The organism is Yersinia sp. 2545 StPb PI, from assembly GCF_052217125.1.
Lineage (GTDB): Bacteria > Pseudomonadota > Gammaproteobacteria > Enterobacterales > Enterobacteriaceae > Yersinia > Yersinia enterocolitica_E.
Map to the genome: position 1 here is coordinate 3,758,389 of NZ_JAZGPY010000001.1, position 24,750 is coordinate 3,783,138.

Sequence of the window (24,750 nt, forward strand, 5' to 3'; positions counted from 1 at the left end):
TTAATATGTGAAAGACGCGCATTTGTTATCATCATCCCTGTTATCAGAGATGTTAATTTGGCCACAGCAATGTGGCCTTTTCTTTTTATTGGCCGCCATGAAGCAGCAAATATTCTTCAAAGCTTAGTTGATCTTTGAGTTCCAGATCACGCTGGCGCTGCCATGAAGCATCTCGCTCTGCGCTTAATTGCTCTTCTGTCAGTAATTCCAATGGTTCATTTTGCAGCATCTCCTTGTATCGCTCCGCGAGTTCAAGGCCAATACCACCAATACCACCTTCTTTCATCGCTTGCAAAATACGCGCGGAGAATGTCAGGCTTGGATCATCAAAATACGCCACAAGCTCATCACAAACTTGTTGATATTCAGTACTGTCTTTGCCATCCAGCACTTCTGCAACACGGCGCAGGTCTGCAAACAGATCTTTTCCGACCTTTTCCAGCGGTTCACGGGTATCGTTGCATCCCCTGCCAATCGTCTGCCCCGGCTTACGCCCTTCTAAAATAACCCGATTCCAGTTCTTACGGGTACACAGTAGTTCATCACTGCTCATTTCAGGCGCATCGGCCAATACACACCAAATCAGGAATAGATCGAGGAACCGTGCCTGTACTGCATCAACGCCAATCGGTGAGAATGGGTTAATGTCCAGAGAGCGCACTTCGATATATTCAATGCCGCCACGTAGCAAAGCATCTGACGGTGATTCGCCAGCCCGGGTAACCCGTTTTGGCCGAATAGGGGCATACAATTCATTTTCAATCTGCAATACATTGGTATTCAATTGCAGATGACGGTCACCGTCTTTTAGCCCCAGTGCTGCGTACTCTTCTGATGGCGTTTGGATCGCACGTTTCAGCCCAGCAACATAGGTGTGCAGGTCATTAAACGTGATACCCAAATTGCTTTGTGATTTATTGGTATAACCCAAATCACTCAGACGTAAAGAGGTGGCATAGGGCAAATAACACATCCCCTTATCATTACGCTCGAAGGGTAATGCCGTCTCGCGCCCTTGCAGGAACGATGAGCAAATCGCCGGTGAAGCACCAAACAGATATGGAATAACCCAACCAAAACGGTAGTAGTTGCGAATCAGTCGGAAATAGCCCGCTGAGATCTCTTCCTTACCGCTTTTTTCATCGGTGACACCTGCCCATGCCTGCCAAAACTCCAGCGGCAAAGAGAAGTTATAGTGCACTCCAGAGATAGTTTGCATCAACGCACCGTAACGGTTTTTTAAACCTTCACGGTAAAGTGTTTTGAAACGGCCAATATTAGAAGAACCATACTTAGCCAATTCAATATCCTGCTCAGCCTCAATAAAGCAAGGCATACTGAGCGGCCACATACGTTCATCACCCAGTTTACGTGCCGTATAACGGTGGATATCACGTAAAAAAGTCAGCAAATGGTCAATATCACCATCGACTGGAGTAATGAATTCCAACAATGCCTCAGCAAAATCAGTGGTAATCCATTGATGTGTCAGGGCTGCACCCAATGACTCTGGATGACCCGTCGAGGCTAATTGGCCATCGGCAGTCACTCTCAATGTTTCCCGCTCGATACCGCGACGGATCCCTTTCAGGGCTTTAGGGTGCGCTTCCAGCCAAGTTAGCGCGTGTGATACATCCGGGATCAAATCGACCTCCCGCTCTTGAAAACCATAACTCGCCAGCATACTGAAACTGCATCGAGGTGACTATGTAAGTTTGTCACATTCTTTACTGCCACCAGGCGATTCCTTGCAACGTAATTACCGTTAATACGATATAACGTAATGCTTTTCCCAAACACAGAAAAAAAGCCACAAGACCCCAGGGCATTCGCAACCAGCCTGCCAACACACACATCAAATCGCCCACTATCGGTAGCCAGCTCAATAACAAAGCCGCTGGGCCAAAACGTTGGAGCCAGCCTAATGCTGTACTCATCCCCCGCTGTGGCTTTAGCTCCGGTAATAAACGTCCTATAACAACATTTGTTAGCCCCCCAAGGGTATTTCCGACAGTGGCAGATAACACCAGCATCATTGCCGGCGCACTACCTGCCGTTAATAGAGTGACTAACAGAATTTCAGAATTTCCGGGTAAGAGCGTCGCACTGAGGAAGCTACTCCCGAATAAAGAAGCAATAGCTAGCGTACTACTCACAACAGGCGCACATCAACTATTGCCATATTGGCCCTTTTAGCCGCTTCAACACCAAAGTCAGCATCTTCGAAGACGACACATTTATCTGGCTGCACGCCGAGTAACTGCGCACAGCGTAAAAATGTCTCAGGCTCTGGTTTATGTTTGGTGACATCATCAGCACCGACAACGGCCGCGAAATAACCGCGCAGACCCAGATGACACAAGAGCATCTCTGCCATAGCATGCTCGCTTCCTGTCCCTACAGCCATAGGTATACGCCCATGATAGGCTTTAACCACGTCTATGAGCGGTAGAGGCTTCACATTATCCAACAGCATCGTCTTCACTAATGCTGTTTTCTCAGTGGCCAATAAATGAGGATCCAAATCAGATTGATGATTAGCGATGATTGCCTGGGCAATTCGCCAAGTCGGTGCGCCATTCAAAGCCACCATCGCTTGATCATCGAAATGCATACCATAAGGCGTTAGCACCTGACGCCAGGCCTGACGATGTGTGGACTCAGTGTCCAGAATGGTGCCATCCATATCAAAAATCAGGCCTTCGTAGCGATCGTACATCGTGGCCCCGCGCCTAGGAATAAATGAAAAGCTACTTTATCGCAAACTAACTAAATTGTCGCTTACTGTATAATTGCATGAATTTACTTGATAAATAATAAATTCAGCTTAATAAAGTTGCTATTTGATATAGAAGAAACCAATGAGTTGAAGCGTTGATTACGAGATAAGAGAATTCAGGTATTTCGTTTTGCTGGGCTATAGGGAACATGAAGCAAAAACTAAAAAGCAGAAAACCCCGCCGTAGCGAGGTTTCTTAATATGGTGCACCCAGGAAGATGACTCGGCTTACGCCTCGCCCTACGGGCCGTTGCTAAAGCAACGTTGTCTCGCTGCGCTCGGCTCGAACTTCCAACCGCTCGGTTCTACGAATTATCTGCTGCTAAAAAGCAGAAAACCCCGCCGTAGCGAGGTTTCTTAATATGGTGCACCCAGGAAGATTCGAACTTCCGACCGCTCGGTTCGTAGCCGAGTACTCTATCCAGCTGAGCTATGGGTGCGATTTTTATTTCTAATTTTACGGAGGCGTTTCAGCAAGTGAAACTTAACAACAAGATGTATGACCTAGAAGATGGTGCACCCAGGAAGATTCGAACTTCCGACCGCTCGGTTCGTAGCCGAGTACTCTATCCAGCTGAGCTATGGGTGCAATTAATTCTTTGACACTACCTGATGTTCATTTGACTATTTCACCATACTGCAAAATATGGTGCACCCAGGAAGATTCGAACTTCCGACCGCTCGGTTCGTAGCCGAGTACTCTATCCAGCTGAGCTATGGGTGCATAGTAAATGGCGGTGAGGGAGGGATTCGAACCCTCGATACAGCTTTTGACCGTATACTCCCTTAGCAGGGGAGCGCCTTCAGCCTCTCGGCCACCTCACCATACGCTTCTTTCGAATTGTGCCTGACTTGCTTTTGAAGAAGCTCATCGGCACTGCGTGGCGCACATATTACTTTCCCGCACTTATAAGTCAAACAATTTTTCCCAACTCACGTTCATTTGCACAATTCACACACAACATGACCAGTTTGACGTCAAAAAGAGTGTTTTATCAACAGGCAAGATAGTGTTTATTGCGGCGTAATTCGATAGAGGAAAAAATAAAACTCTCACCAGCGGCCAATTAAAGAGATTGAAAATAGAAAATTATTACAGGGAGAAGAAGGTTAAAAGGAGATAAAACAGCAGAACTGAGGAGAATAGACAGCAGTAGCGTCTCGTATAACACGAGACGCTGCTTCAAAATCAGTAAGTCGTCGGTTGAGACTTTTCTGCTTGGATGCGCTGGTAGATCTCTTCACGGTGAACAGAAACCTCTTTCGGAGCATTTACACCAATTCGAACTTGGTTGCCTTTAACCCCTAATACAGTAACCGTAACCTCATCGCCAATCATGAGTGTTTCACCAACTCGACGAGTCAGAATAAGCATTCTTTGCTCCTTGAAAAATTAAAAGAGTCGGGTCTCTCAGTTTCCCCGCCATTATCCATCATACACCGTGAAAACGTAAGCCATCACATTCACATAAAATGTAAGTAGCTTGGTCGAGTATCTAACTAATACAAGTTTAGCTGAAGCAAACAACTTTGCGTTTAACTTTGTTTTCGAACTATGACATGAAAATTGAAAAACGCCATACCCAGCATAGAGATATGGCGTATTGATTTAATAGGTCATTACTTGCTTATAACCGGGAAGCTACCCAAGCGTCTACGCTTGCCAATGCCGCTGGCAATGCCAGAACATCAGTACCACCCGCTTGTGCCATATCAGGCCGTCCACCGCCTTTACCGCCCACTTGCAGGGCAATATCTGCGATTAACTCACCTGCTTTTACTTTTCCGGTAAGATCTTTGGTTACACCAACAATCAGGCTGACCTTATCATCCGCTGTTGTTGCCAGCACAATAATGGCCGACCCCAGTTGATTTTTAAGATCATCAACCATGGTACGCAGCATTTTTGGTTCAACATTGTCTAACTGACTAACGAGTAACTTCACACCGTTAACCAATTTCGCACTTGATGACAATGACGCACTTTCTTGAGCGGCTTGTTGATCTTTCAGTTGCTGGAGTTCACGTTCCAGCAGTTTACTGCGATCTAACACGGCACGGACTTTATCTGCCAAATTATGGGTATCACCCTTCACCAGATGAGCAACATCCGCCAGCAGGTCAGTTTGCTGGTGTAGCAGTGCAATAGCCCCCTCTCCAGTGACTGCCTCGATACGGCGGATACCTGCCGCCGTACCTGATTCAGACAGGATGCGGAACAAGCCAATATCACCAGTGCGGCTGGCGTGAATACCGCCACACAGCTCAGTTGAGAAATCGCCCATGGTTAATACTCGTACCTGGTCGTCATACTTCTCACCAAACAGGGCCATCGCCCCTTTTTCTTTGGCCGCATCCAGTTCCATCACTTCTGTCTGGACTGGCAAGTTACGGCGAATCTGCTCGTTGACCAGATCTTCTACCTGACGAATTTGTTCTGGCTTCATCGCTTCAAAATGAGAGAAGTCAAAACGCAAATACTTGTCGTTAACTAACGAGCCTTTCTGAGCTACGTGCTCACCCAGCGTTTTACGCAATGCCGCATGCAGTAAATGGGTTGCGGAGTGGTTCAACCGAATGCGATTACGACGTGCGACGTCAACCTGAGCATCAATACTGTGGTTAACTCGCAGAGTGCCTTGAGTCAATTGCCCCAAGTGACCGATAGCCTGACCGTATTTCTGAGTGTCCGCAACCACGAAGGTGGCGGTAGCATTTTTAAGTTCGCCTTTGTCACCAACCTGACCACCAGACTCACCATAAAATGGTGTTTGATTCAAGACAACAACTGCCTCTTCACCGGCATTAATTTCATCAACGGCTACCCCGTTGCGGAACAATGCGGTAACGGTAGCTTGTTGATGAACATGGTCATAACCCGAGAACTGGCTCGCGCTATCAACACGGATCATACTATTATAATCTGCACCAAAACCACTGGATTCGCGGGCACGACGACGCTGAGCTTCCATCGCTTGTTCAAAACCAGCTTCATCCACTTTCAGATTACGCTCACGACAAACATCAGCAGTTAAATCAACCGGGAAGCCGTAAGTATCATATAAGCGGAAAGCCGTCTCACCGTCGAGGGTGTCACCGGTCAATTTACTGAGCTCTTCATCCAGCAGGGCTAAGCCACGCTCTAAGGTGCGCGCAAACTGCTCTTCTTCAGTTTTCAGAACTTGTTCAACCATCGCCTGCTGTTGTTTCAATTCAGCAGCAGCAGATCCCATCACGGCAATCAACGGAGCAACTAATTTGTAGAAGAAAGTCTCTTTAGCCCCCAACATGTTGCCATGGCGAATAGCGCGGCGAATAATACGACGCAAAACATAACCACGGTTTTCATTTGACGGGATAACCCCATCAGAAATCAGGAAGGCACAAGATCGAATATGGTCAGCGATGACACGCAGCGACTTGCTGGAAAGATCGGTTGCACCAGTGGCTTGCGCCACCGCTTTAATCAAATCGCGGAACAGGTCAATCTCATAGTTAGAATTAACGTGTTGTAATACCGCAGCAATACGCTCAAGCCCCATACCGGTATCAACCGAGGGCTTAGGCAATGGCAGCATAGTGCCATCTGACTGGCGGTTAAACTGCATGAAGACGAGATTCCAGATCTCAATATAGCGATCGCCATCTTCTTCTGCCGACCCAGGAGGTCCGCCCCAGATATGGTCACCATGATCAAAGAAAATCTCTGTGCATGGACCACATGGACCGGTATCACCCATTTGCCAGAAGTTATCTGACGCAAAAGCACCACCTTTGTTATCACCGATACGAATGATACGTTCACGAGGAACACCAACGTCGTTAGCCCAGATTTCATAGGCTTCATCATCGGTTTCGTAGACGGTTACCCAAAGTTTTTCTTTTGGTAAGTTAAACCACTGTTCGCTGGTCAATAATTCCCAAGCGAAACTGATAGCATCATGTTTGAAATAATCACCAAAGCTGAAGTTACCCAACATTTCGAAAAATGTGTGATGACGCGCGGTATAACCTACGTTTTCCAGATCGTTATGCTTACCACCTGCACGCACACAACGTTGAGAGGTCGTTGCACGAGAATAGGCCCGTTTATCCAAACCTAAGAAAACGTCCTTGAACTGGTTCATCCCCGCATTGGTAAACAACAGCGTCGGGTCATTATTGGGAACCAAAGAGCTGCTTGATACAACCTGGTGTCCCTTGCTATGGAAGAAATCGAGAAACGCTTGACGAATCTCAGCGGTGCTCTTGCTCATAATTGCCCCGGAAACAAGCTAAAAGAATGGCCCGCAAGCATATTGCGCATCAATTATTGATAACGCAGTGGGTAAGCTCACGAACAAAAAGTGGGAATAAGATAAATTTTCTTCGAGGGGAAGTAAAATCCCGCGTGCATTCATTCGACAAAATCATTGTAAATCGACTGAATTTCTTCTTGGAAGAAGCCACGATAGAGGAGATAACGCTGAACTTTCGCCTTTTCTTTCCACTCAAGAGGTAAAGTTTCACTAAATTTACGCTGTGCGACTTCTTTTGCGAGCAGACACCAGTCGATTTCACTGATTTCAAAAGCAGCTTGAATTAGTTCTTTATCGACCCCTTTTTGCATCAATTCCGAACGGATGCGCTGTGCCCCATATCCTTTCCGACTACGGCTATTAATATAACTGGTGGCAAAGCGGGAATCGTCTAACCAATCGTGTTGATAGCAATAAGCAATAACTTGTTCGATAGCTTGAGGATCAATATCTTCGACAGGTTTGCTATTTTCACCGCTGGTGCGCCTACCCCAATTCCCTTTTGCCGAAAAAGGCTGGGCTGCAAGCTTACGGCGCAACTCCGATTCACTATGATCACGCTGAGAGAGTAATCTCATGGCACGGCTTAACAGGTCATTCATATACCCTTCTTACTTGAGGTTACTGCTGTGTTAGCGGCTCTCACTCGCCCGAATTACTGACAAGGGTCAGTTCATCGGAACTCATTCGTTGGCTACCTTGCTGTAATCAAATTATTTTGGGTAACAGCCTTCTCTCTCGGCGTTGCAGGTAGGTACGGGCTCTGATTATTTTGGATATGAGCAGGAGTGGAGAGCTGAATACGAATTGCTATTTACTTACTCAAGCGGCCCAATTAATGGGCCGCTTGTTAACTACTTAATCTGCTGATACTAACGCGCTGTTTTAACCTTATTAATTAAAACTCTTCGCTAGTTTCATCAGTCTCATCGGCAAATGCTGCTGTTGCTACAGGTTGTTCGCCGTTCCCACCGTTAAGTAGCATTTCACGCAGTTTTTTATCCAACTCTGCCGCAACCGCTGGGTTTTCTTTTAAATAGTTGCTGGCATTCGCTTTACCTTGACCAATTTTGTCGCCGTTGTAGCTATACCATGCACCTGCTTTCTCAATCAGTTTGTGTTTAACACCCAAATCAACGAGTTCGCCGTTAATATTGATGCCTTCACCGTACAGAATCTGGAATTCAGCTTGTTTAAATGGCGCTGCAATTTTGTTTTTCACAACTTTAACGCGAGTTTCGCTACCAACAACTACATCGCCTTCTTTTACTGCGCCAATACGGCGAATATCCAAACGCACAGACGCGTAAAATTTAAGTGCGTTACCACCGGTGGTAGTTTCAGGGTTACCAAACATAACGCCGATCTTCATACGAATCTGGTTAATGAAGATCAGTAAGGTATTCGCATTCTTCAAGTTACCCGCCAGCTTACGCATAGCCTGGCTCATCATACGTGCCGCAAGGCCCATGTGAGAGTCACCGATTTCGCCTTCAATCTCGGCTTTAGGCGTCAATGCAGCAACCGAGTCAACGATGATAACGTCAACAGCACCAGAACGAGTCAATGCATCACAGATTTCCAATGCTTGCTCACCAGTATCTGGCTGAGAACAAAGCAGGTTATCAATATCTACACCTAATTTTTTGGCATAAATTGGGTCAAGAGCATGCTCAGCATCGATAAATGCACAAGTCTTGCCTTCACGCTGTGCGGAAGCAATAACCTGTAACGTTAGCGTTGTTTTACCTGATGACTCAGGACCATAAATCTCAACAATACGCCCCATTGGCAAGCCACCGGCTCCCAATGCGATATCAAGAGAAAGGGAACCGGTAGAGATGGTTTCAACATCCATTGAGCGGTCTTCGCCAAGGCGCATAATAGAGCCTTTACCGAATTGTTTTTCAATTTGGCCCAGTGCTGCTGCTAACGCCTTTTGTTTATTCTCATCAATAGCCATTTTTACTCCCTCTCTGGTATGCAGGGGTTACCCCTACCATTACCACTGAATGTTGTTTTATGCAGGAAATTACCGCTAATTATACTGTACAATCATACAGTATCAAGCCTATTTTTACAGAAAATCATCGAATAGTGTTTGTAGCGCGAAAACAGCCGCTTGCAGCCTTACTGCATCGCGATCACCGGGGAAAATCTGTTTGCATGCCAAAATCTGCCCTTCACGTGCCGCGAAAGCAAACCATACCGTACCAACCGGTTTATCCGCACTGCCACCATCAGGCCCGGCAATGCCACTAATAGATACCGCGAAGTCAGCATTCGCTTCTCTCAATGCTCCGAGCGCCATCTCTCGTACTACGGCTTCACTCACAGCACCATAATTTGCTAACGTGATTTCGTCCACACCGAGCAAATCGTGTTTGGCTGCATTACTGTATGTCACGAAACCACGGTCAAAGTACGCTGAACTCCCCGCAATATCAGTTAATGCTTTGGCCACCCAACCCCCTGTACAGGACTCAGCACAGGTCACCCAGGCACCACGGGCCTTTAGCTTATTCCCGATTGCAATACTGAGCTGGCGTAATTGTTTCTCGCTCATTGTTGCCCCCTACTCTAATAAAATCTCCCGCCGCCGATAGTAGCACTTCTTTAGCCCGTAACGACAACCACTGTCAGTTATGCGAAACCTCTCGCAAGGAGGAATGAAAAAAAGCGCTTTCCCGTACAAAGCTTTACCTCACAGGCTTAGCTGTTAGTATCAAAAGGGCTGTTCGAATTTATCGGCAACGTAGGATGCGGCAAGTTGCATCAGGGGTACTGGATAGTTATCCGGGATGATGAACTAAGGACGAGATAGTGAAAAAAACGCTTAACGCCTTTTTCCCACTTTATAGTGCAACCGTTTTGATGTTGCTGGGTTCAGGCTTATTGACGACCTATATTTCGCTAAGGTTGACCGCCATCCATGTCTCAGGTGCATTAATTGGGGCAATTATTGCCGCAAATTATATTGGTCTGGTGATCGGTGGCAAGGTTGGCCATTTTCTGATTGCCCGCGTAGGCCATATTCGCGCTTATGTCGCCTGTGCCGGTATTATCACGGCAGCCGTGTTAAGCCATGGACTTACTGAATACATCCCCGCATGGGTAGTTCTGCGCTTGATTATTGGCCTCTGTATGATGTGTCAGTTTATGGTGCTGGAAAGTTGGCTCAATGATCAGGCAGCCTCTAATCAACGCGGTATCGTGTTTGGTGTTTATATGGCTGCAACCTATGCCGGTATGGCGTTAGGTCAGGTGGTATTAATGCTCCAACCTGAGTTGGGTCTGAGCACCCTGATGATTATTGCGCTATTTTTTGCCCTTTGCCTGGTGCCTGTAGCCCTAACAACGCGCAGTAATGCCCAACAAATGTCCCCAGCCCCTATGGAGCTGAAATTCTTTATCAGTTCAATTCCCAAAATACTGGCATCAACTTTGGTAATTGGCATGATTGTCGGCTCCTTCTATGGTCTGGCACCGGTCTATGCCAGCCTGCAATCGCTATCAACGCAGGAGACCGGCCTGTTTATGGCATTATCTATCTTTGCCGGTTTAGTGGCCCAACTTCCTCTCAGTTGGTTGTCCGATCGCTATAACCGCACGCTACTGATCCGTATTAACGCATTATTACTGGCATTAACTGCACTGCCGCTGGCCCTGGTGCCCCATATCTCGTTCCATTTTTTACTGGGTCTGGGGTTTGTCGTCAGCATGTTGCAGTTCACCCTCTACCCACTGGTGGTCGCTCTGGCTAATGACCTGATTGCACCAGAGCGGCGAGTTTCACTGGCGGCATGCTTACTGATGTCATTTGGCGTTGGCGCCAGTATTGGGCCGCTCGCTGTAGGTGCCCTGATTCAGCCATTGGGTGGCAATATTCTATATGCATTCTTCGTACTGTGTGGTGTGAGCCTGATAACACTGAGCAGAACGGTGAAACAAGATCAGGACGAATTCGTTAACGATGCCCCGGTTCCACACATGGCAATACCGGACAGCCTGGTCAGTTCCCCACTGTCACCAGCGCTGAACCCTAGCTTTGACGAGCAAATGATCCACGATGTTATGCCGCCTCCTGACCAACAAGAAGAAGTAGAAAAAACAGAGGAATCGTCTGCAACAGACACACCTAACGCCCCGTAACTCGGGGTCATAGGGGTATCAGTTTGTTTGTACAGCCTCTCTGACGTTAAAATTCGGTACAGCTTGTTATTTATTCAGCTTTGAATAAAAATACCAGCATCAGATAATTAGCGGGACGGAACCATGTCGAGACAAGATGAGCAACGGTTGCTGGTGAAAATAGCCACGCTGTATTACAGCGAAGGTATGAAGCAATCTGAAATTGCTGACAGCCTGCATTTATCTCAATCTTTTGTCTCCCGAGCGATCACCCGCTGCGTTAAAGAAGGAGTGGTGAAAATCAGCGTGATTCAGCCTGCCAATATGTTTATTGGTATCGAATCACGGATTCAAAAACACTATGGAATCGATCAGGCCATTGTGGTGGATATTGCTGATGACGCCAACCCAGTCCAAATAAAGCAAGCTATTGGTTCTGCTGCTGCCCATTACATGCAAACCAGTATTCGCCCAAACGATATGGTGGGGATCTCTTCGTGGAGTAGCACTATCCGGGCGATGGTTGATAATCTTCATCCGCTTAACATCAAAACCAGCGGGGTTATCCAATTACTGGGAGGGGTTGGCCCCAATGGTAATGTGCAAGCCACCTTGTTAACTCAAGCATTAGCCAATATTTTAAATTGTCCGGCTTACTTGCTGCCCGCTCAAAGTATTGAACGTTCGACAGAAGACCGCGCACGCTTGATATCCAGTGGTGAAGTTGCCGATGTAGTGAATAAATTTGCCGAAGTTGATCTGGTATTGGTGGGAATTGGTGATCTGGAGCCATCACAGCTATTGAGAAACTCCGGTAACTATTATCACGAAGAGATGCTCAAGTTACTGGCAGAGCGTGGGGCCGTGGGTGATTTATGTCTGCATTATTTTGATGCTGCTGGCGATGCGGTACTTAGCGATGAAGAAGATCCAGTGATTGGTATGTCGCTACCACAACTGCGTGCCTGCCCCCGAGTGGTAGCGCTGGCAGGAGGGGTAGGGAAAAGTGCTGCCATTCGTGGTGCACTGACGGGTAACTATGTTGATGTATTGATTACCGACAGGTTAACCGCCGAAACCTTACTTTAAAGCGACTGTGCTCGGTTAATAATCACCATAATGATTCACCGCGCCCTCCCTGGTGCGGCATTTGATAATGTCATTGAAACTAAAGCGGCGACTTCCCATGCCAGTAACAATCAACTCCCAGATACTTACTGAATGCTTCTTGCAATACCTGAGCCGTCGCTGAATGGTTCATTGCCACATGGTGTTCGAAACCATTATTACAGATATGCGTAAGTAAGCTTTCCAGCTGTGGCACTTCCACTACCGCACGGCAACCCACGGTATCTAACTCGTCACTGACAGAACGGCCTTCACCGACATAAGCCCGAACCCGACCGGTAAAATCATCAGAAGAGAGGCGGAAATAGGTCAATGGCCCGGATTTCATGCGGCCATGGACAGCACCACAGGTATTCTCGCAACCTACAGTTGTTCCGATAATATCAGCGGTGCCCATGGTTGAGCTTTCCAGACTTTCACTGGCAAAGTTGCCACAGTGGAATAACACACATTTATCACGTTCTGCGCCAAAGTTATTATTCCAGTCAGCAATTGAGGCCGGCGCCAGTGAGCAACTCGCCAGTGCATACATCGATAGTGCCCCCATTACATCCACTTCACAGGCACTTGGCATCAGTTGCCCGGACATCACGCTCATAATGGAACAGACGTTGATACCCAAATTCTGTTGCAGCGAGGTCCAGCACTGCATGGCGGTGGTATCGATATCGTTGGCGATAATCCATTCACTGATAACCACAAACAGTTTCGCCATTTTGTGTAACTTATCTTGTGGGATGGCACTGGTGTCACCGTTGGCTTTTAACAGCGCCAGTTTTTCACCAACACGAATATCGTTATCACTGAGATTAGCGACGCGGAAGAACACTTCGGATAAATCGAGCGTTTCAACAGTAATGCCCAAATTCTCCAATAACTTCTCGCTGTAGCGCACAGTATTAAAGTTAGTTGGACGAGCACCAATAGCCCCGACACGCACCCGTTTCATGGCATGCACCACACGGCACAGTTGTACAAATTGTTCGACGTCGTGGCTAAATATTTCGCTGTTTAGACTACAAACATGCTGCTTGGTCAATGTGAATGGAATGCCATATTGGCGCAGATTGTTACATAACGAGATTTTGCCGCAGAAGCTGTCGCGACGCGTCGCTAGCCCCATTTTATCCAGCGCATCTTCTTCAGCCTGTACTAATACCGGTACTTTAAGGCCCGAAAGGCGAATAGCATCTGAGACACTTTTTTCATCACCAAAGTTGGGCAGAATCACCACTACACCATGGATCTCTTCGCTGTGCTTACGGAATAACTCGGCACACACGTTGGCATCACGCCAGTTTTCAACCCCCCCCAAGGGGGTTTGCTCTTCATTGAGCATAATGATGTTGATGCCCAGTCTATCAAACAGCGCCTGAGCATCACGGCGCGCGTCAGCCACCAGATAGCTTGGGAAAAACCCCCGGTTGCCGATAATCACCGCGAAAGTTAACTTACGAGGTATTGCTGACATATGCTTACTCCTAGTGTGGGTTATTTCGGCTGAAAACGCGCACGCGCGATGGCCGTTTGCCAGAGGCTATAGTTATCTTGCATCTCCGCACTTTGAGCGCGCGGTTCGATGTATTCCACTTCACGGGGAAGTGCGGCTAATTGCTGGTTATCTTGCCACCAGCCAAGGGTTTTCCCGCCTAAATATGCCGCCCCCAGTGCCGATACTTCGGCGGTATGGTTGCGTATCAACGTGCGCTGCAACAGGTCGGCTTGAAATTGCATCAACCAGCGGTTGCTGGTCGCTCCACCATCTACCCGCAGCCGTTCAAGACGATGGTTGCCAGCCCGCTCCATAGCAAAAAAGACGTCGGCTATTTGGTAGGCGACCGACTCTAACCCGGCGCGGGCTAATACCGCAGGGGTGGTAGCATCGGTCAAGCCGCAGAACAGACCACGAGCCTGGCTATCCCAATAAGGCGCCCCTAATCCCGAGAGGGCTGGAACAAAATAGACGCCCTGATTACCTGACTGACTTTGCGCCATCTCGGTCAAGTGCGCTAAATCCGTGATACCTAGCATGCGTGAAACCCACGCCACCCCCGAACCGGTATGCGTGATATTGCCTTCGAGGGCGTAACGTAGTTCACCGTCATGCCAGGCAATGGTGGTACTCAGGCCATTGCTCTGTGTTACCGCCTGCTTCACGGTAGTCATCAGGGAAGAGCCGGTACCATAGGTCGCTTTGATTTCGCCCGCACGGTCACCGCCCTGCCCATAGAGTGCAGCGTGGGAGTCGCCGATTTGTGCCACAATCGGTATCCCCTGTGGCAAGCCAATAATACCGGTATTACCGGTATGTCCGTGGATAGCCGCCGAGGGTAATACCGCAGGCAGACAAAGACTGGGAATACCAAATAGCGCCAGCAGGTCAGGATCCCATTGGCCGGAATGAATATTAAACAGTTGGGTACGGGCTGCATTGGAGAAATCGGTCGAGAAACTTTGGCCGCCACTGAGCTGCCAGGTTAACCAACAGTCGATGGTTCCGACGCACAGTTCACCGTGAGCCGCACGTTCCACACCACGTGGGATTTCTGCCAGCATGCCGTGAACCTTGGCGGCCGGAAACAGCGGATCAATCGGCAATCCAGTGCGTTCGGCAATCATTGCCGCCTCCGGTAACTGGCTCAGCGTTTGACAGAAAAGCTCTGAGCGCCGACATTGCCAACTCACCACTGGCGTCAGTGGTGTGCCGGTCTCCCGCTCCCAAATCAGCACCGACTCACGCTGGTTACTGATGGCAACACCGGCCACCCGCGCACCTGCCAACTGGTTCAGACAGCCTTCGATTGCCAAAGAGACCGCCTGCCAGATAGCCAGCGGGTCCTGCTCTGCCCAACCAGGCCTTGGGTGATTCAACAGAAGAGGCACTGAAGCCTTCGCCAGAATCTGCCCGGCAGTGTCCACTGCAATGGCTTTGGCATTGGTGGTGCCTTCATCAATAGCCAGAATAATCGGCGTTGACATGATTACTCTCCTCGGCAAAACCGCAGAGCACGCGCTACAATGCCTGCCGCATCAAAACCATGATAGGCACGCATATCTGCCCTGTCGGCAGCAATCGCATAGCCGCCATCAGGAATACCTAATCTCACCAATGGGATCCCACTGCCCGCTTCGGCCAACACTTCAGCCACCAAACTGCCCACACCACCATTAATGTTGTGCTCTTCGATGGTAATCACCCGCTGACTCTTCTGGAGAATGGCTAACAGTTGCTGAGTATCACACGGACGAATAGAAGAAACGTTGACCACCGCAGCAGAAACGTTGTTATCCGCCAGTATCGCGGCAGCGCTTACAGCCTCATGCACTGTAGAACCCATCGCTACCAGAGCAATATCCTGACCATCCTGCAAGACATCAATCTGCCCCGGTACAAAGTGGTAGTGCTCATCATGGAGTTGTGGCAAGGATTTGCCGTCCAGACGAATATAGACCGGTCCCTGATGGGCGATAGCATAATCAATTATTTGACGGCACTCTTGTGGGTCAGAGGGAGCATAAATTTCGATATTGCCAAAACCACGTAAGATAGAAATATCATCGATACAGTGATGAGTACTGGCCAGCGGCCCGTAACTGGCGCCAGAATTGAGACCGAACAACTTAACATTGCTATTGTTGTAGCAAACATCGATTTTTAGCTGCTCATTGGAGCGTGAAATCAGGAATGGCGCGGCATTACAGGTTACTGCAACTTTCCCGCCCATGGATAAGCCCACGGCGGTGCCGACCATCGCTTGTTCGGCAATACCTACGTTAACCACGCGATCAGGGAAGCGAGCAGTAAACGGCCCGATTTTCGCCGTCGAAGTGGAATCAGCCACCACCGGAACCAGATCAACACCGTTATCCACGGCTTTGATAAACTGCTCAACCATCACTGAGGCCAAATGTTCTGCATTACTCATCGCTCAATTCCTCCAGTGCCAGATCAATTTCAGCACCTTTCGGCACCCGGTGGTGCCACTCCACGCGCCCTTGAATAAAGGAGATACCGGCACCTTTTTCGGTGTTGGCAATCACCACATTGGGTTTACCCTTGGGTTGTAATGCCTCCAGTGTTTCCACCACCGATTGCATGTTATTACCCTGGCATTCCGTTACTTCTAAACCAAATGCACGCCATTTATCCGCCAACGGGTCGGTATTCATAATTGACTTGGTGGTGCCCGCCAGTTGGAGTTTGTTTTTATCGTTAATGATTATCAGATTGTCTAACTGATAGTGAGCAGCCACTAATGCCGCTTCCCAGTTACTGCCTTCGGCTAATTCACCGTCGCCGGTCAGAACAAACACTCGGCGTTTGCTGTTGGCGCGTTTTGCCGCTAATGCGATCCCGACTGCGACCGGCAAACCATGTCCTAGCGCGCCGGTATTTAATTCGATCCCCGGCGTTTTGTGTTTTACCGGATGGCCCGGCAGATGAGAGTTAGCGTGTTGATAAGTTGCCAACCATTCCTCTGGGAAATAACCCGCTTCCGCCAGACAACAGTAATAGCCGCCAACGGCATGGCCCTTAGATTGCACATAGATATCGCGCTCAGGATCAGTTAACCGGTCAGGTGCGCAATTAAGGATGCGGAAATAGAGTGCGGTCAGAATCTCTACCTGCGAAAGATCAGCACCGGTATGCCCCCCTGCGGGGCTGTTCGCATTAAGCAGGACGATCCGGCGGCGGATAGCCCGCGCCTTTCTCACCAGCTCATCGATTGACAGTGAATACGGATTCATGACATTACCTCTCTTATATTTTCCTTCGCCATTGAATTTTTACTCATTGGCGAATATTTATTCTTGATGGTGCTAAAAAATAGCTTTCATCAAGCCTGACCGGAAAGCCTCCTCCGGCGTTACCTCTTCAGTGTTCTGCGGCTTAGGGCACGGTGTTACCCCATCAGCCCATTAGCCGTTATGGGTTCTTTATGCCTGCTCGCTTTTGCCCACTTGCGCAACTACGTTGGCTTTTTGCGACACAATTGCTGCTTTATGCTGCATACGGTTTTGCATCTGGTCGATAATCACAGCCACAATAATTACGATACCTTTAATAACCATTTGCCAGAATTCACTGACCCCCATCATCACCAGCCCGTCAGCCAAAATACCGATAACAAATGCGCCGATCAGTGTGCCGAGGATGGTGCCACGGCCACCGGCCAGAGAAGTTCCCCCCAATACCACGGCCGCTATCGCATTCATCTCAAAGCCGCTGCCGTTCGCAGGGTGGCTGGCCACCAATTGAGCGGAAACAATGATCCCGGCAATTGCCGCACAGAAACCGGAAATGGTGTAAACCCAAACTTTGACCTGCCGGACTTTGACACCAGACAGTTCGGCTGCTCTCTCGTTATCACCGATAGCGTAGACATGGCGACCAAAAGGTAGGCGACGCGCTACATAGGCAATCACCAGAGCCAAAATGAACATGATCCAGATAGCGATCGGCAAACCCAGTAACGTGCCGGACCCGAGCAGATCAAAACCGGTGTTTCCAAGTTGTGGATTGCCCTGTAAGCCTGGGAAGGTTTCACCGCCAGAAATCAGCATCGCCGCACCACGAACCACATACATGGTGCCGAGGGTGCAGATAAACGGCGCGACGTTATAGCGGGTTATGATCCAACCATTGACCGCGCCAATCAGTGCTCCGATGACCAATACCACCGGGACCACCACCCAAACACTGGGGAAAATGGCAATACCAAACATCGGTAATACAATACCTTGGGTGATCATCCAGCCCGCAATCATGCCGCACAACCCCAAGGTTGCCCCGATAGAGAGGTCAATCCCTGCGGTGATAATGACAAACGTGATGCCCAGTGCGAGGAAGGCATTGATAGCGATATGCTTCACCATAATGATCAAGCTGCCTGTCGCCAGAAAGCCCGGTACCATCACGGAGAAGAAACCAAGAATCAAAAACAGGGCAATAAAGGTGCGCATCTTGAGCAGAAGCAGCAGCATATTTTCCCGTGACCACGACGCGCCACCGGGCCGGTGACTCGCCAACGCAGTGCCAGTTGTTGCTTTCATCATTCGAACCCTTGTGCACTTGCCGTAACCAATGCCGATTCACTGGCCGACTGACGGGATAAGTTCGCGGTCAGCTTGCCATTCGACATCACCAGTATGCGGTCAGATACCGCCATGATCTCTTTCAGATCAGAGGTTGAGAACAAAATACCAATCCCCTGCTCAGAGAGTTTCACCATCATTTCAAACACATCAGCTTTCGCACCGACATCAATGCCTCGCGTTGGCTCATCCAACAGCAAAATGTTTGGACTGGTCAGTAATGAGCGCCCTATCACCACCTTTTGCTGATTACCGCCACTGAGAGCCTGAATCTCTACTTCCGGTGAAGAGACTTTGATCGACAAATCCCCGATAACCGATGCCACCACTTGTGACTCACTCTCTTGCCAGATAGTGAAGCTGTGTTTTAACCGACGCCATAAGCTGGAAATGGTCAGGTTATTGGCCACCGATGACACAGGGAAAATACCGGTTTTTTTACGGTCTTCCGGTACCAGACTCATTCCCAGACGAATGCGCTCTGCGGTTGAGGTCTTGGCATTAATCGACGTGCCATTGAGCCGGATAGTGCCAAGGTAGTTCTGCTGCGTGCCCAGCAGACATTCAAACAATTCGGTACGACCTGCCCCCATCAACCCATAGATGCCGACAATTTCACCCGCCCGCACTTGCAATGAGACCTGATTCACTACCGTGTTGCCGGATTCATTGATTAACGTGACGTTATCAACCTCCATCATCGGCGCACCAAATGTACGGTCCGGGTGAAGAAAACTGGAAACCGGGTCACTGCCCAGCATTTCACGGACAATCCACGGTACATCAATATCTTTTACCGCAGCTTCAGCCTGAAAACGGCCATCACGCAAAATAGTGATGTAGTCACCAATCGCCATCAACTCTTCCAAACGATGTGAGATGTAGACGATGGAAACACCCTGTCGCGTCAGTTCGCGAATAACCCGAAACAGGATATCAACTTCGGTTTTACTCAACGCCGACGTCGGCTCATCCAGAATCAGAATATCCGCCTGTTCTGCCAGTGCTTTGGCGATTTCAATCAATTGCTGTTGGCCTACTTTCAGGTTTGATACCATTTCTTTCGGCGAAATAACCTGATCAAGACGCACCATTAACTGTTCAGCAATCAGCTCCTGCGCTGCCTGATTAATGGGTTTCAAGCCTTGCTGAATCTCACGCCCCAGAAAGATGTTTTCCGCAACATTGAGGTTTTCCGACAGGTTCAGCTCCTGATGAACCATGCCAATACCCAGCGCCGCAGCCTCACGAGTATTGGCAATACTCACCGCGTTACCATTCAGGTAGATTTGGCCGGATGTTTGTTGCTGTACCCCAGCCAAGATCTTCATTAAGGTAGATTTTCCGGCGCCATTTTCGCCGATAATCACATTCACTTTGCCGCGATAAACGTTATAACTGACGGCATCTAGCGCCAATGTGCCAGGAAAACGCATTGAAATGTCCTCAGCACGCATGACGATGTCAGGTCTGTGATCCATTAGTGGCTCTCCTTATTCAAACTGAGCGGCACACCATTGCTCAGACCGGTAGGGGTGAGTGTCACCGCTGCCAATACCTCGACTTGCTGCCCGACCCAACTGGCATCGGGTTTTGCCACATCCTGCAAAGCACGCTTGCTTAATGCTTTAGAGAGCTGGGCGTATTGCACCTGATTTTTAAAATCTTCGAAGCGGATAAACGTTGATGCATCACGAATGGCATTACCTTTGACGATTGGCCCCACTTGCAGCACTTGTTCATCACCGTCAATGGCCAAACGAATCAACCCTTCCCGCCCTTCTGTGTCTACCGCCACCACTTTGCCGTTAAAACGAACAAAACGACTTTGGCTATTTTTCCCTGCTGCTGGCTGACTTTGTTGCTGCTTTACCTGCTGCCAACTGAGCGCATTGCTATTGGCAAACGGCATAACTTTACTCACCCAAATGGTGGAGGCGACTTTGTCCGGTGGCTGGTTATAGTCACTGACCACCGCGTTAGGATCGACTGGCAGAATCGGTTTACCGTTCTCATCCAAATCAACCACGGTACAAGCCACCAGCACCGTACTGATAACCAACAAACCGCCTGCTTTCGATAAGGCACTGAACCACATACTGCCTCCTGTCAGGAGGGGCGATTACGCCCCTCATTCTTAAACCATGGTTTTAATAACCGGTGATTATAAGATGGGTGTTTCAGTCGCGATTATTGTTTCAGTGCAAAGACATTCAGATTCTTGGCATTGTTTTCATCAATCAATACGCAATCCATCAGTTGCTTTTCTTCCAACCCGGTTTTGCCGGTTTTCAGATATTTATCAGCCTGCACCACCGCCATCTGAGCTTGTGCCCAACCCGGCTGTAATACAGTGGCTTTGATATTGCCTTTGTTGATGATGGAGTCGCGAACATAGTCACTGCCGTCAAAGCCGACGACGATGACATCATTACGCCCCGCAGCTTTCAATGCCGCTTCTGCACCGAGTGCCATGGTGTCGTTGCCGGAAATCACCCCAGTGATATCTGGGTTAGCCTGCAAAATGGACTCCATACGGTTGAATGCTTCAGTCTGGCTCCAGTTTGCAGTCTGTTGGGCAACCATCTTCATGTCGCTATGTTCGTCGATCACGTCGTGATAACCCTGTGAACGAACATGAGCGTTGGTATCGGACTCACGGCCGAGCAATTCAACATATTTGCCTTTGCCACCCATCAACGTAACGAATTTCTCAGCGCCGAGTTGTGCACCCTGATAATTGTTCGACACGATTTGCGATACTGCGATTCCGGTTTCATTGATTTCACGGTCAATCAGGAAAGTCGGAATACCGGCCGCTTTGGCTTTTTTCAATGGCCCGATAGTGGCATCTGATCCGGCGTTATCCAGAATGATCGCTTTAGCCTTACGAGCGATGGCAGTTTCCAGCAGTTGGTTTTGTTTGTTCACATCATCATCATGGGAAGCCACCAGTACGGTGTATCCCAGTTCCGTCGCTTTGGCTTTAGCACCTTCCGCCTCCGCTTTAAAGAACGGGTTATCGTGGGATGGGGTGATAATGGCGATCAGGCCGTTACTGGCGGCACCAGCAACACCCGCCATTGAGATCAATGCTGCGGTAAGACAGGATTTCAGTAGGGTATTTTTCATTATTTTTCTCCGCATTGAATATATATTCACTATTAAATTTATATTCAATGTAATAATACAAACGCCCCGCAGCTTGTCCAATGTGAGTGCAAGGAAAGTAGAAGCCGGTCACAAATTAGTCAAAAAGAGAGTTAAAAGATAAGTGAGAAATTACATATTAGGGAAAAGCAATTTAGCCCTTGGCACAGAACAAAAACGAGCATATGCTAAGGCATAGGCCAAGAAACAAGGAGTAAATGATGGATAGAGTTGCGAAGTTATTTAAAAATGGTAGAAATCAGGCAGTTAGGTTACCCGTTGAGTTCGAGTTTGATACTGATCAAGTCTATATTCGCCGTGACGAAAATGGAAATATAATCTTATCGAAGCAACCAGCTAAACCGGATGACTGGAGCCAACTGCTTCAGTTAATCAATAAAACACGCGTACCTGCTGATTTCTTGAGTATCAATGAACGTCAGCAAGGTACAGCAAACCGTGACCCATTCGACGGGATAAAGTAGCGCCATGTATATGCTTGATACCAATACAGTGAGCCATTTATTTCGACGTCATCCTAATGTTTTGCTCAGCATACAGCACGTGAAACCTTCTGATGTCTGTATTTCCAGTATTACAGAAGCTGAATTGCTCTACGGAGTAGCAAAACGTCAAAACAAAGCGCTAAAAACGATGGTAGCAGCCTTTCTGGACTCGGTAACCCTGCAAGCGTGGGATAGCGAAGCTGCAGAATGCTATGGCAAACTACGTGCAAAAATGGAAAAAAAGGGACATATCATGGGAGCTCTAGATCAATTAATTGCAGCCCATGCACTCAGCCTTGGAGCCATTTTGGTGACAAACGACAAAGCTTTTTCAATGGCTCCAGCCCTCCTAATAGAAGACTGGACCAAAGAAAGCCAGTGTTAATATACTGAAAATAATATCTATATTAATAACAAGGCTATATTTTCTTAATACTCAGCGATATAACTCAATCACCGCAGGCGTCACCTGTAATTCGTGTTGCCAGTGGGTCAATGTCAGGGTCGTTAACTCAGCTAGCCCCTGATAAAACGGGTGTCCGGCATCAGATTGCAGCAAGGCGAGGTAACGATACCCCCACGGCAACAGGTGCTCTGCCAGTAAAACCGGTAAATCCGCTGGTTGATGTTCTGCCAGCCAGGCGGCCATCATCAGCAATAAGCCGAAATGATCCTCTGGCTCTTGCTGCTCCAGTGTCACCTCCACTTGCTGCTGCGCCATCCAATCACGCAGTTTGAGCGTCGAGTCGCCAAACAGGACATTTTCTTTATCCAGATAAACCGATCCCCACGGGGGAGCGGGCAGTGCATATGGGCCAATAAACAGCCGCTGCCAAGCCTCTTCCAGGGTTTCATCTGACTTGTCTTGCGCCAATAAAGCGGCAATGGGCATTAGTTGAGTTTCCAGGCCATAAGGCCACTGGGCTACCCACTCATCGCTGCTGAGTTGCGCCACAATATCACCGCACGCCGGACTGTCCGGTTCACAATAAAACAGCGCACCCAATACGTGGCCAGTCAGCGCAATTTGTTGATAAGTCATATTGTTTTCAACCATTTTGTTACCTCAGGAGCGCGATCAATTCGCCATCAAACGGGTGAAGCATTGCGAACAAAGCCACGTTGGACGTAAACCCAGCATGGGCTTTGCTCAGTCGCCATCAGGCTATATTTAACCGCCGATTGCCATTCCGACTGTCATATGCAACCCGTAAAACACGCCACGGCCAATTAGCTCACCCGCAAAAATAAGCAGCATAGCGAAGACCATGCCGAGCGTCGTCGGTGTGCGGCCTCTGATTAACGGACAAATCCAGCAACCCAGCCCCAGAACCAGTAGCACCAAACGCCATACCATCAGTGTGCCATAGTGGGGAATAAGCTCTGAAGCTTGCTGTACCGAGCTGTAAATCGTCGACAAACTGGCCGCCTGCATAATGACACTGGCAATACTGATAATCAGTGCCAATACACTGATCATCGGTAGTTGCAGCATCATTCGCCCATTAATCCCGGCCAGTTGTAACAACAAATAACCCAACATCGGGCCGCCAATCAAGGTGGTAAGAACAAAACCTAGCGGAGTATAGAGGTTGTCCCAAGTAGGAACAGTATCAATGGAATAGACTCGACACATGGCATAGACAAATACCACGCCCAGCACCATGGCGACCACTAGCCAGACTTTGCCGAGTACCGCTGGCATTTTACCCAATACGGCCAACAACCAGTAAAAACCTGCCACCGCAAAGAACAGTGAACCGGCGGCTATTTCATTACTGAGCGCCGACTCGCCAATGCGGCTTAATGAATTGAATGCTCGCATTGGCGAGCCTAAATGCAGTGTCGAGGCGATAAAAGCCAGTGCCATCAGCACCCACAGTACCAAAATGCTGCGGTGAATTCGCTGTTGCTGCCCGTGACTCAAACCACCGAATATCAGCGCCAGCCCCAGCACTATAAAGCCGCCGACCACGCACTGCCCCAGTACCGTAAAGACCATTAGTGGCCATTCATGCAATCCCATGCCCATATTATACCTCCTTCGGATTTGCCAGATGACCGGTGGTATCTCTGACCGGACGGCTGTTGGCATTAGGTTTCACTACAATATTCGGCAGCGTGAAATGGGCTGCTGGCAATGGTGCGACTTCGGCCAAATCACCGTATTTCTCGCGTAATTCATCAATAGGGGCCATATCCAGTGCCCGCACTGGGCAAGAATCGACACAAATCGGTTTCTTACCGGCAGCGACTCTTTCATAGCAGCCGTCACACTTGGTCATATGCCCTTTTGCTTCGTCATATTGCGGCGCACCGTATGGGCATGCCATATGGCAATAGCGGCAACCGATGCAAATGTCTTCGTTTACCACAACGAAACCATCATCACGCTTATGCATTGCGCCACTCGGACATACTTTGGTACAGGCGGGATCACTACAGTGATTACAGGCGATAGAGAGATAGTAAGCGAACACATTTTGGTGCCATGCGCCGTTATCTTGCTGCCAATCCCCACCGGCATATTCGTAGATACGCCGGAAGCTGACATCGGTAGACAAGTTTTTGAAATCCTTGCAAGCCAACTCGCAAGTTTTGCACCCAGTGCAACGGCTGGAGTCGATGTAAAAACCATATTGCGTTGTCATCAGTCAGCTCC

The 24,750-nt window shown here is 48.7% G+C and carries 23 protein-coding genes, 4 tRNA genes and 1 other RNA gene; 4 read left to right on the top strand and 24 right to left on the bottom strand.

Translation table 11 applies throughout. The features are described 5' to 3' along the window. Positions 1 to 85: 85 nt before the first annotated feature. From gshA to pncC, 13 genes are all read right to left on the bottom strand, one after another. Complete coding sequence (gene gshA, locus V1955_RS17595; protein WP_193784717.1) at positions 86 to 1,684, bottom strand: glutamate--cysteine ligase; 1,599 nt, start codon at positions 1,682 to 1,684, stop codon at positions 86 to 88. Between the two features lie 43 nt (positions 1,685 to 1,727). Next, on the bottom strand, positions 1,728 to 2,156 hold the full coding sequence (locus tag V1955_RS17600) for a YqaA family protein (protein WP_083160242.1): 429 nt from the start codon (positions 2,154 to 2,156) through the stop codon (positions 1,728 to 1,730). Next, a complete protein-coding gene (yqaB, locus tag V1955_RS17605; protein ID WP_083160244.1) occupies positions 2,153 to 2,719 on the bottom strand; it encodes a fructose-1-phosphate/6-phosphogluconate phosphatase in 567 nt (188 codons plus the stop codon). Before yqaB ends, V1955_RS17600 begins: the two co-directional genes overlap by 4 nt. Before the next feature lie 262 nt (positions 2,720 to 2,981). Further along, a non-coding RNA gene (locus tag V1955_RS17610) (RtT sRNA) lies at positions 2,982 to 3,115 on the bottom strand. Between the two features lie 27 nt (positions 3,116 to 3,142). Beyond that, positions 3,143 to 3,219: transfer RNA gene (locus tag V1955_RS17615), tRNA-Arg, on the bottom strand. 72 nt (positions 3,220 to 3,291) lie between these two features. Then, positions 3,292 to 3,368: transfer RNA gene (locus V1955_RS17620), tRNA-Arg, on the bottom strand. A gap of 58 nt (positions 3,369 to 3,426) precedes the next feature. Next, positions 3,427 to 3,503, bottom strand: a tRNA-Arg gene (locus V1955_RS17625). An 8-nt stretch (positions 3,504 to 3,511) separates the two neighbouring features. Continuing rightward, positions 3,512 to 3,604, bottom strand: a tRNA-Ser gene (locus V1955_RS17630). A 364-nt stretch (positions 3,605 to 3,968) separates the two neighbouring features. After that, complete coding sequence (gene csrA, locus V1955_RS17635; protein WP_002209449.1) at positions 3,969 to 4,154, bottom strand: carbon storage regulator CsrA; 186 nt, start codon at positions 4,152 to 4,154, stop codon at positions 3,969 to 3,971. Positions 4,155 to 4,407: 253 nt separating this feature from the next. Beyond that, complete coding sequence (alaS, locus tag V1955_RS17640) at positions 4,408 to 7,035, bottom strand: alanine--tRNA ligase (protein WP_372568732.1); 2,628 nt, start codon at positions 7,033 to 7,035, stop codon at positions 4,408 to 4,410. Between the two features lie 140 nt (positions 7,036 to 7,175). Next, positions 7,176 to 7,679, bottom strand: coding sequence for a recombination regulator RecX (recX, locus tag V1955_RS17645; RefSeq protein WP_083160248.1), 504 nt, complete (start codon positions 7,677 to 7,679; stop codon positions 7,176 to 7,178). A gap of 296 nt (positions 7,680 to 7,975) precedes the next feature. After that, a complete protein-coding gene (gene recA, locus V1955_RS17650) occupies positions 7,976 to 9,040 on the bottom strand; it encodes a recombinase RecA (RefSeq protein ID WP_083160250.1) in 1,065 nt (354 codons plus the stop codon). A gap of 114 nt (positions 9,041 to 9,154) precedes the next feature. Beyond that, the gene (pncC, locus tag V1955_RS17655) at positions 9,155 to 9,643 is read right to left on the bottom strand and encodes a nicotinamide-nucleotide amidase (protein WP_083160252.1); all 489 of its coding nucleotides are present in this window, start codon (positions 9,641 to 9,643) and stop codon (positions 9,155 to 9,157) included. A gap of 257 nt (positions 9,644 to 9,900) precedes the next feature. Here pncC and V1955_RS17660 point away from each other — a divergent pair, with 257 nt between their 5' ends. Both V1955_RS17660 and V1955_RS17665 read left to right on the top strand, forming a co-directional pair. After that, positions 9,901 to 11,229 (top strand): MFS transporter, encoded by a 1,329-nt coding sequence (locus tag V1955_RS17660; protein WP_083160254.1) that lies wholly within the window; start codon positions 9,901 to 9,903, stop codon positions 11,227 to 11,229. A gap of 123 nt (positions 11,230 to 11,352) precedes the next feature. Continuing rightward, entirely contained in the window at positions 11,353 to 12,297 is a 945-nt protein-coding gene (locus V1955_RS17665) for a sugar-binding transcriptional regulator (RefSeq protein ID WP_442821231.1), read from the top strand. A gap of 79 nt (positions 12,298 to 12,376) precedes the next feature. Here V1955_RS17665 and V1955_RS17670 read toward each other — a convergent pair whose 3' ends face one another. The 8 genes from V1955_RS17670 to V1955_RS17705 form a co-directional block, all read right to left on the bottom strand. Next, the gene (locus tag V1955_RS17670; protein WP_083160258.1) at positions 12,377 to 13,807 is read right to left on the bottom strand and encodes an L-fucose/L-arabinose isomerase family protein; all 1,431 of its coding nucleotides are present in this window, start codon (positions 13,805 to 13,807) and stop codon (positions 12,377 to 12,379) included. Between the two features lie 20 nt (positions 13,808 to 13,827). Then, positions 13,828 to 15,315 carry an FGGY family carbohydrate kinase gene (locus V1955_RS17675; protein WP_420073097.1) on the bottom strand — a complete coding sequence of 496 codons (1,488 nt, stop codon included), beginning with the start codon at positions 15,313 to 15,315 and terminating at the stop codon, positions 13,828 to 13,830. Positions 15,316 to 15,317: 2 nt separating this feature from the next. Continuing rightward, positions 15,318 to 16,262: a transketolase family protein gene (locus V1955_RS17680; RefSeq protein ID WP_420073098.1), complete on the bottom strand. Its 945-nt coding sequence runs from the start codon at positions 16,260 to 16,262 to the stop codon at positions 15,318 to 15,320. Beyond that, positions 16,255 to 17,085: a transketolase gene (locus tag V1955_RS17685; RefSeq protein ID WP_005181977.1), complete on the bottom strand. Its 831-nt coding sequence runs from the start codon at positions 17,083 to 17,085 to the stop codon at positions 16,255 to 16,257. The genes V1955_RS17680 and V1955_RS17685 overlap by 8 nt, the downstream gene beginning before the upstream one ends. 189 nt (positions 17,086 to 17,274) lie before the next feature. Next, on the bottom strand, positions 17,275 to 18,390 hold the full coding sequence (locus V1955_RS17690; protein ID WP_372559834.1) for an ABC transporter permease: 1,116 nt from the start codon (positions 18,388 to 18,390) through the stop codon (positions 17,275 to 17,277). Then, positions 18,390 to 19,913, bottom strand: a complete 1,524-nt coding sequence (locus tag V1955_RS17695; RefSeq protein WP_442821232.1) for a sugar ABC transporter ATP-binding protein — start codon at positions 19,911 to 19,913, stop codon at positions 18,390 to 18,392. Before V1955_RS17695 ends, V1955_RS17690 begins: the two co-directional genes overlap by 1 nt. After that, the gene (locus V1955_RS17700) at positions 19,913 to 20,530 is read right to left on the bottom strand and encodes a DUF2291 family protein (RefSeq protein ID WP_083160269.1); all 618 of its coding nucleotides are present in this window, start codon (positions 20,528 to 20,530) and stop codon (positions 19,913 to 19,915) included. Before V1955_RS17700 ends, V1955_RS17695 begins: the two co-directional genes overlap by 1 nt. Before the next feature lie 92 nt (positions 20,531 to 20,622). Then, complete coding sequence (locus V1955_RS17705) at positions 20,623 to 21,564, bottom strand: D-ribose ABC transporter substrate-binding protein (RefSeq protein WP_050086418.1); 942 nt, start codon at positions 21,562 to 21,564, stop codon at positions 20,623 to 20,625. 239 nt (positions 21,565 to 21,803) lie between these two features. Between V1955_RS17705 and V1955_RS17710 the strand changes: the two genes are divergently transcribed. Continuing rightward, the gene (locus V1955_RS17710; RefSeq protein WP_083160272.1) at positions 21,804 to 22,067 is read left to right on the top strand and encodes an antitoxin; all 264 of its coding nucleotides are present in this window, start codon (positions 21,804 to 21,806) and stop codon (positions 22,065 to 22,067) included. A 4-nt stretch (positions 22,068 to 22,071) separates the two neighbouring features. Beyond that, entirely contained in the window at positions 22,072 to 22,473 is a 402-nt protein-coding gene (locus V1955_RS17715) for a type II toxin-antitoxin system VapC family toxin (RefSeq protein ID WP_420073778.1), read from the top strand. Between the two features lie 51 nt (positions 22,474 to 22,524). Here the strand turns inward: V1955_RS17715 and dmsD are convergent, their stop codons facing one another. The 3 genes from dmsD to V1955_RS17730 all read right to left on the bottom strand — a co-directional run bounded on the left by dmsD (position 22,525) and on the right by V1955_RS17730 (position 24,739). Beyond that, complete coding sequence (gene dmsD, locus V1955_RS17720) at positions 22,525 to 23,130, bottom strand: Tat proofreading chaperone DmsD (RefSeq protein ID WP_372569856.1); 606 nt, start codon at positions 23,128 to 23,130, stop codon at positions 22,525 to 22,527. Between the two features lie 129 nt (positions 23,131 to 23,259). Then, positions 23,260 to 24,120, bottom strand: a complete 861-nt coding sequence (locus tag V1955_RS17725) for a dimethyl sulfoxide reductase anchor subunit family protein (RefSeq protein WP_442821233.1) — start codon at positions 24,118 to 24,120, stop codon at positions 23,260 to 23,262. A gap of 1 nt (position 24,121) precedes the next feature. Continuing rightward, positions 24,122 to 24,739 carry a DMSO/selenate family reductase complex B subunit gene (locus V1955_RS17730; protein WP_442821234.1) on the bottom strand — a complete coding sequence of 206 codons (618 nt, stop codon included), beginning with the start codon at positions 24,737 to 24,739 and terminating at the stop codon, positions 24,122 to 24,124. Positions 24,740 to 24,750 lie beyond the last annotated feature (11 nt).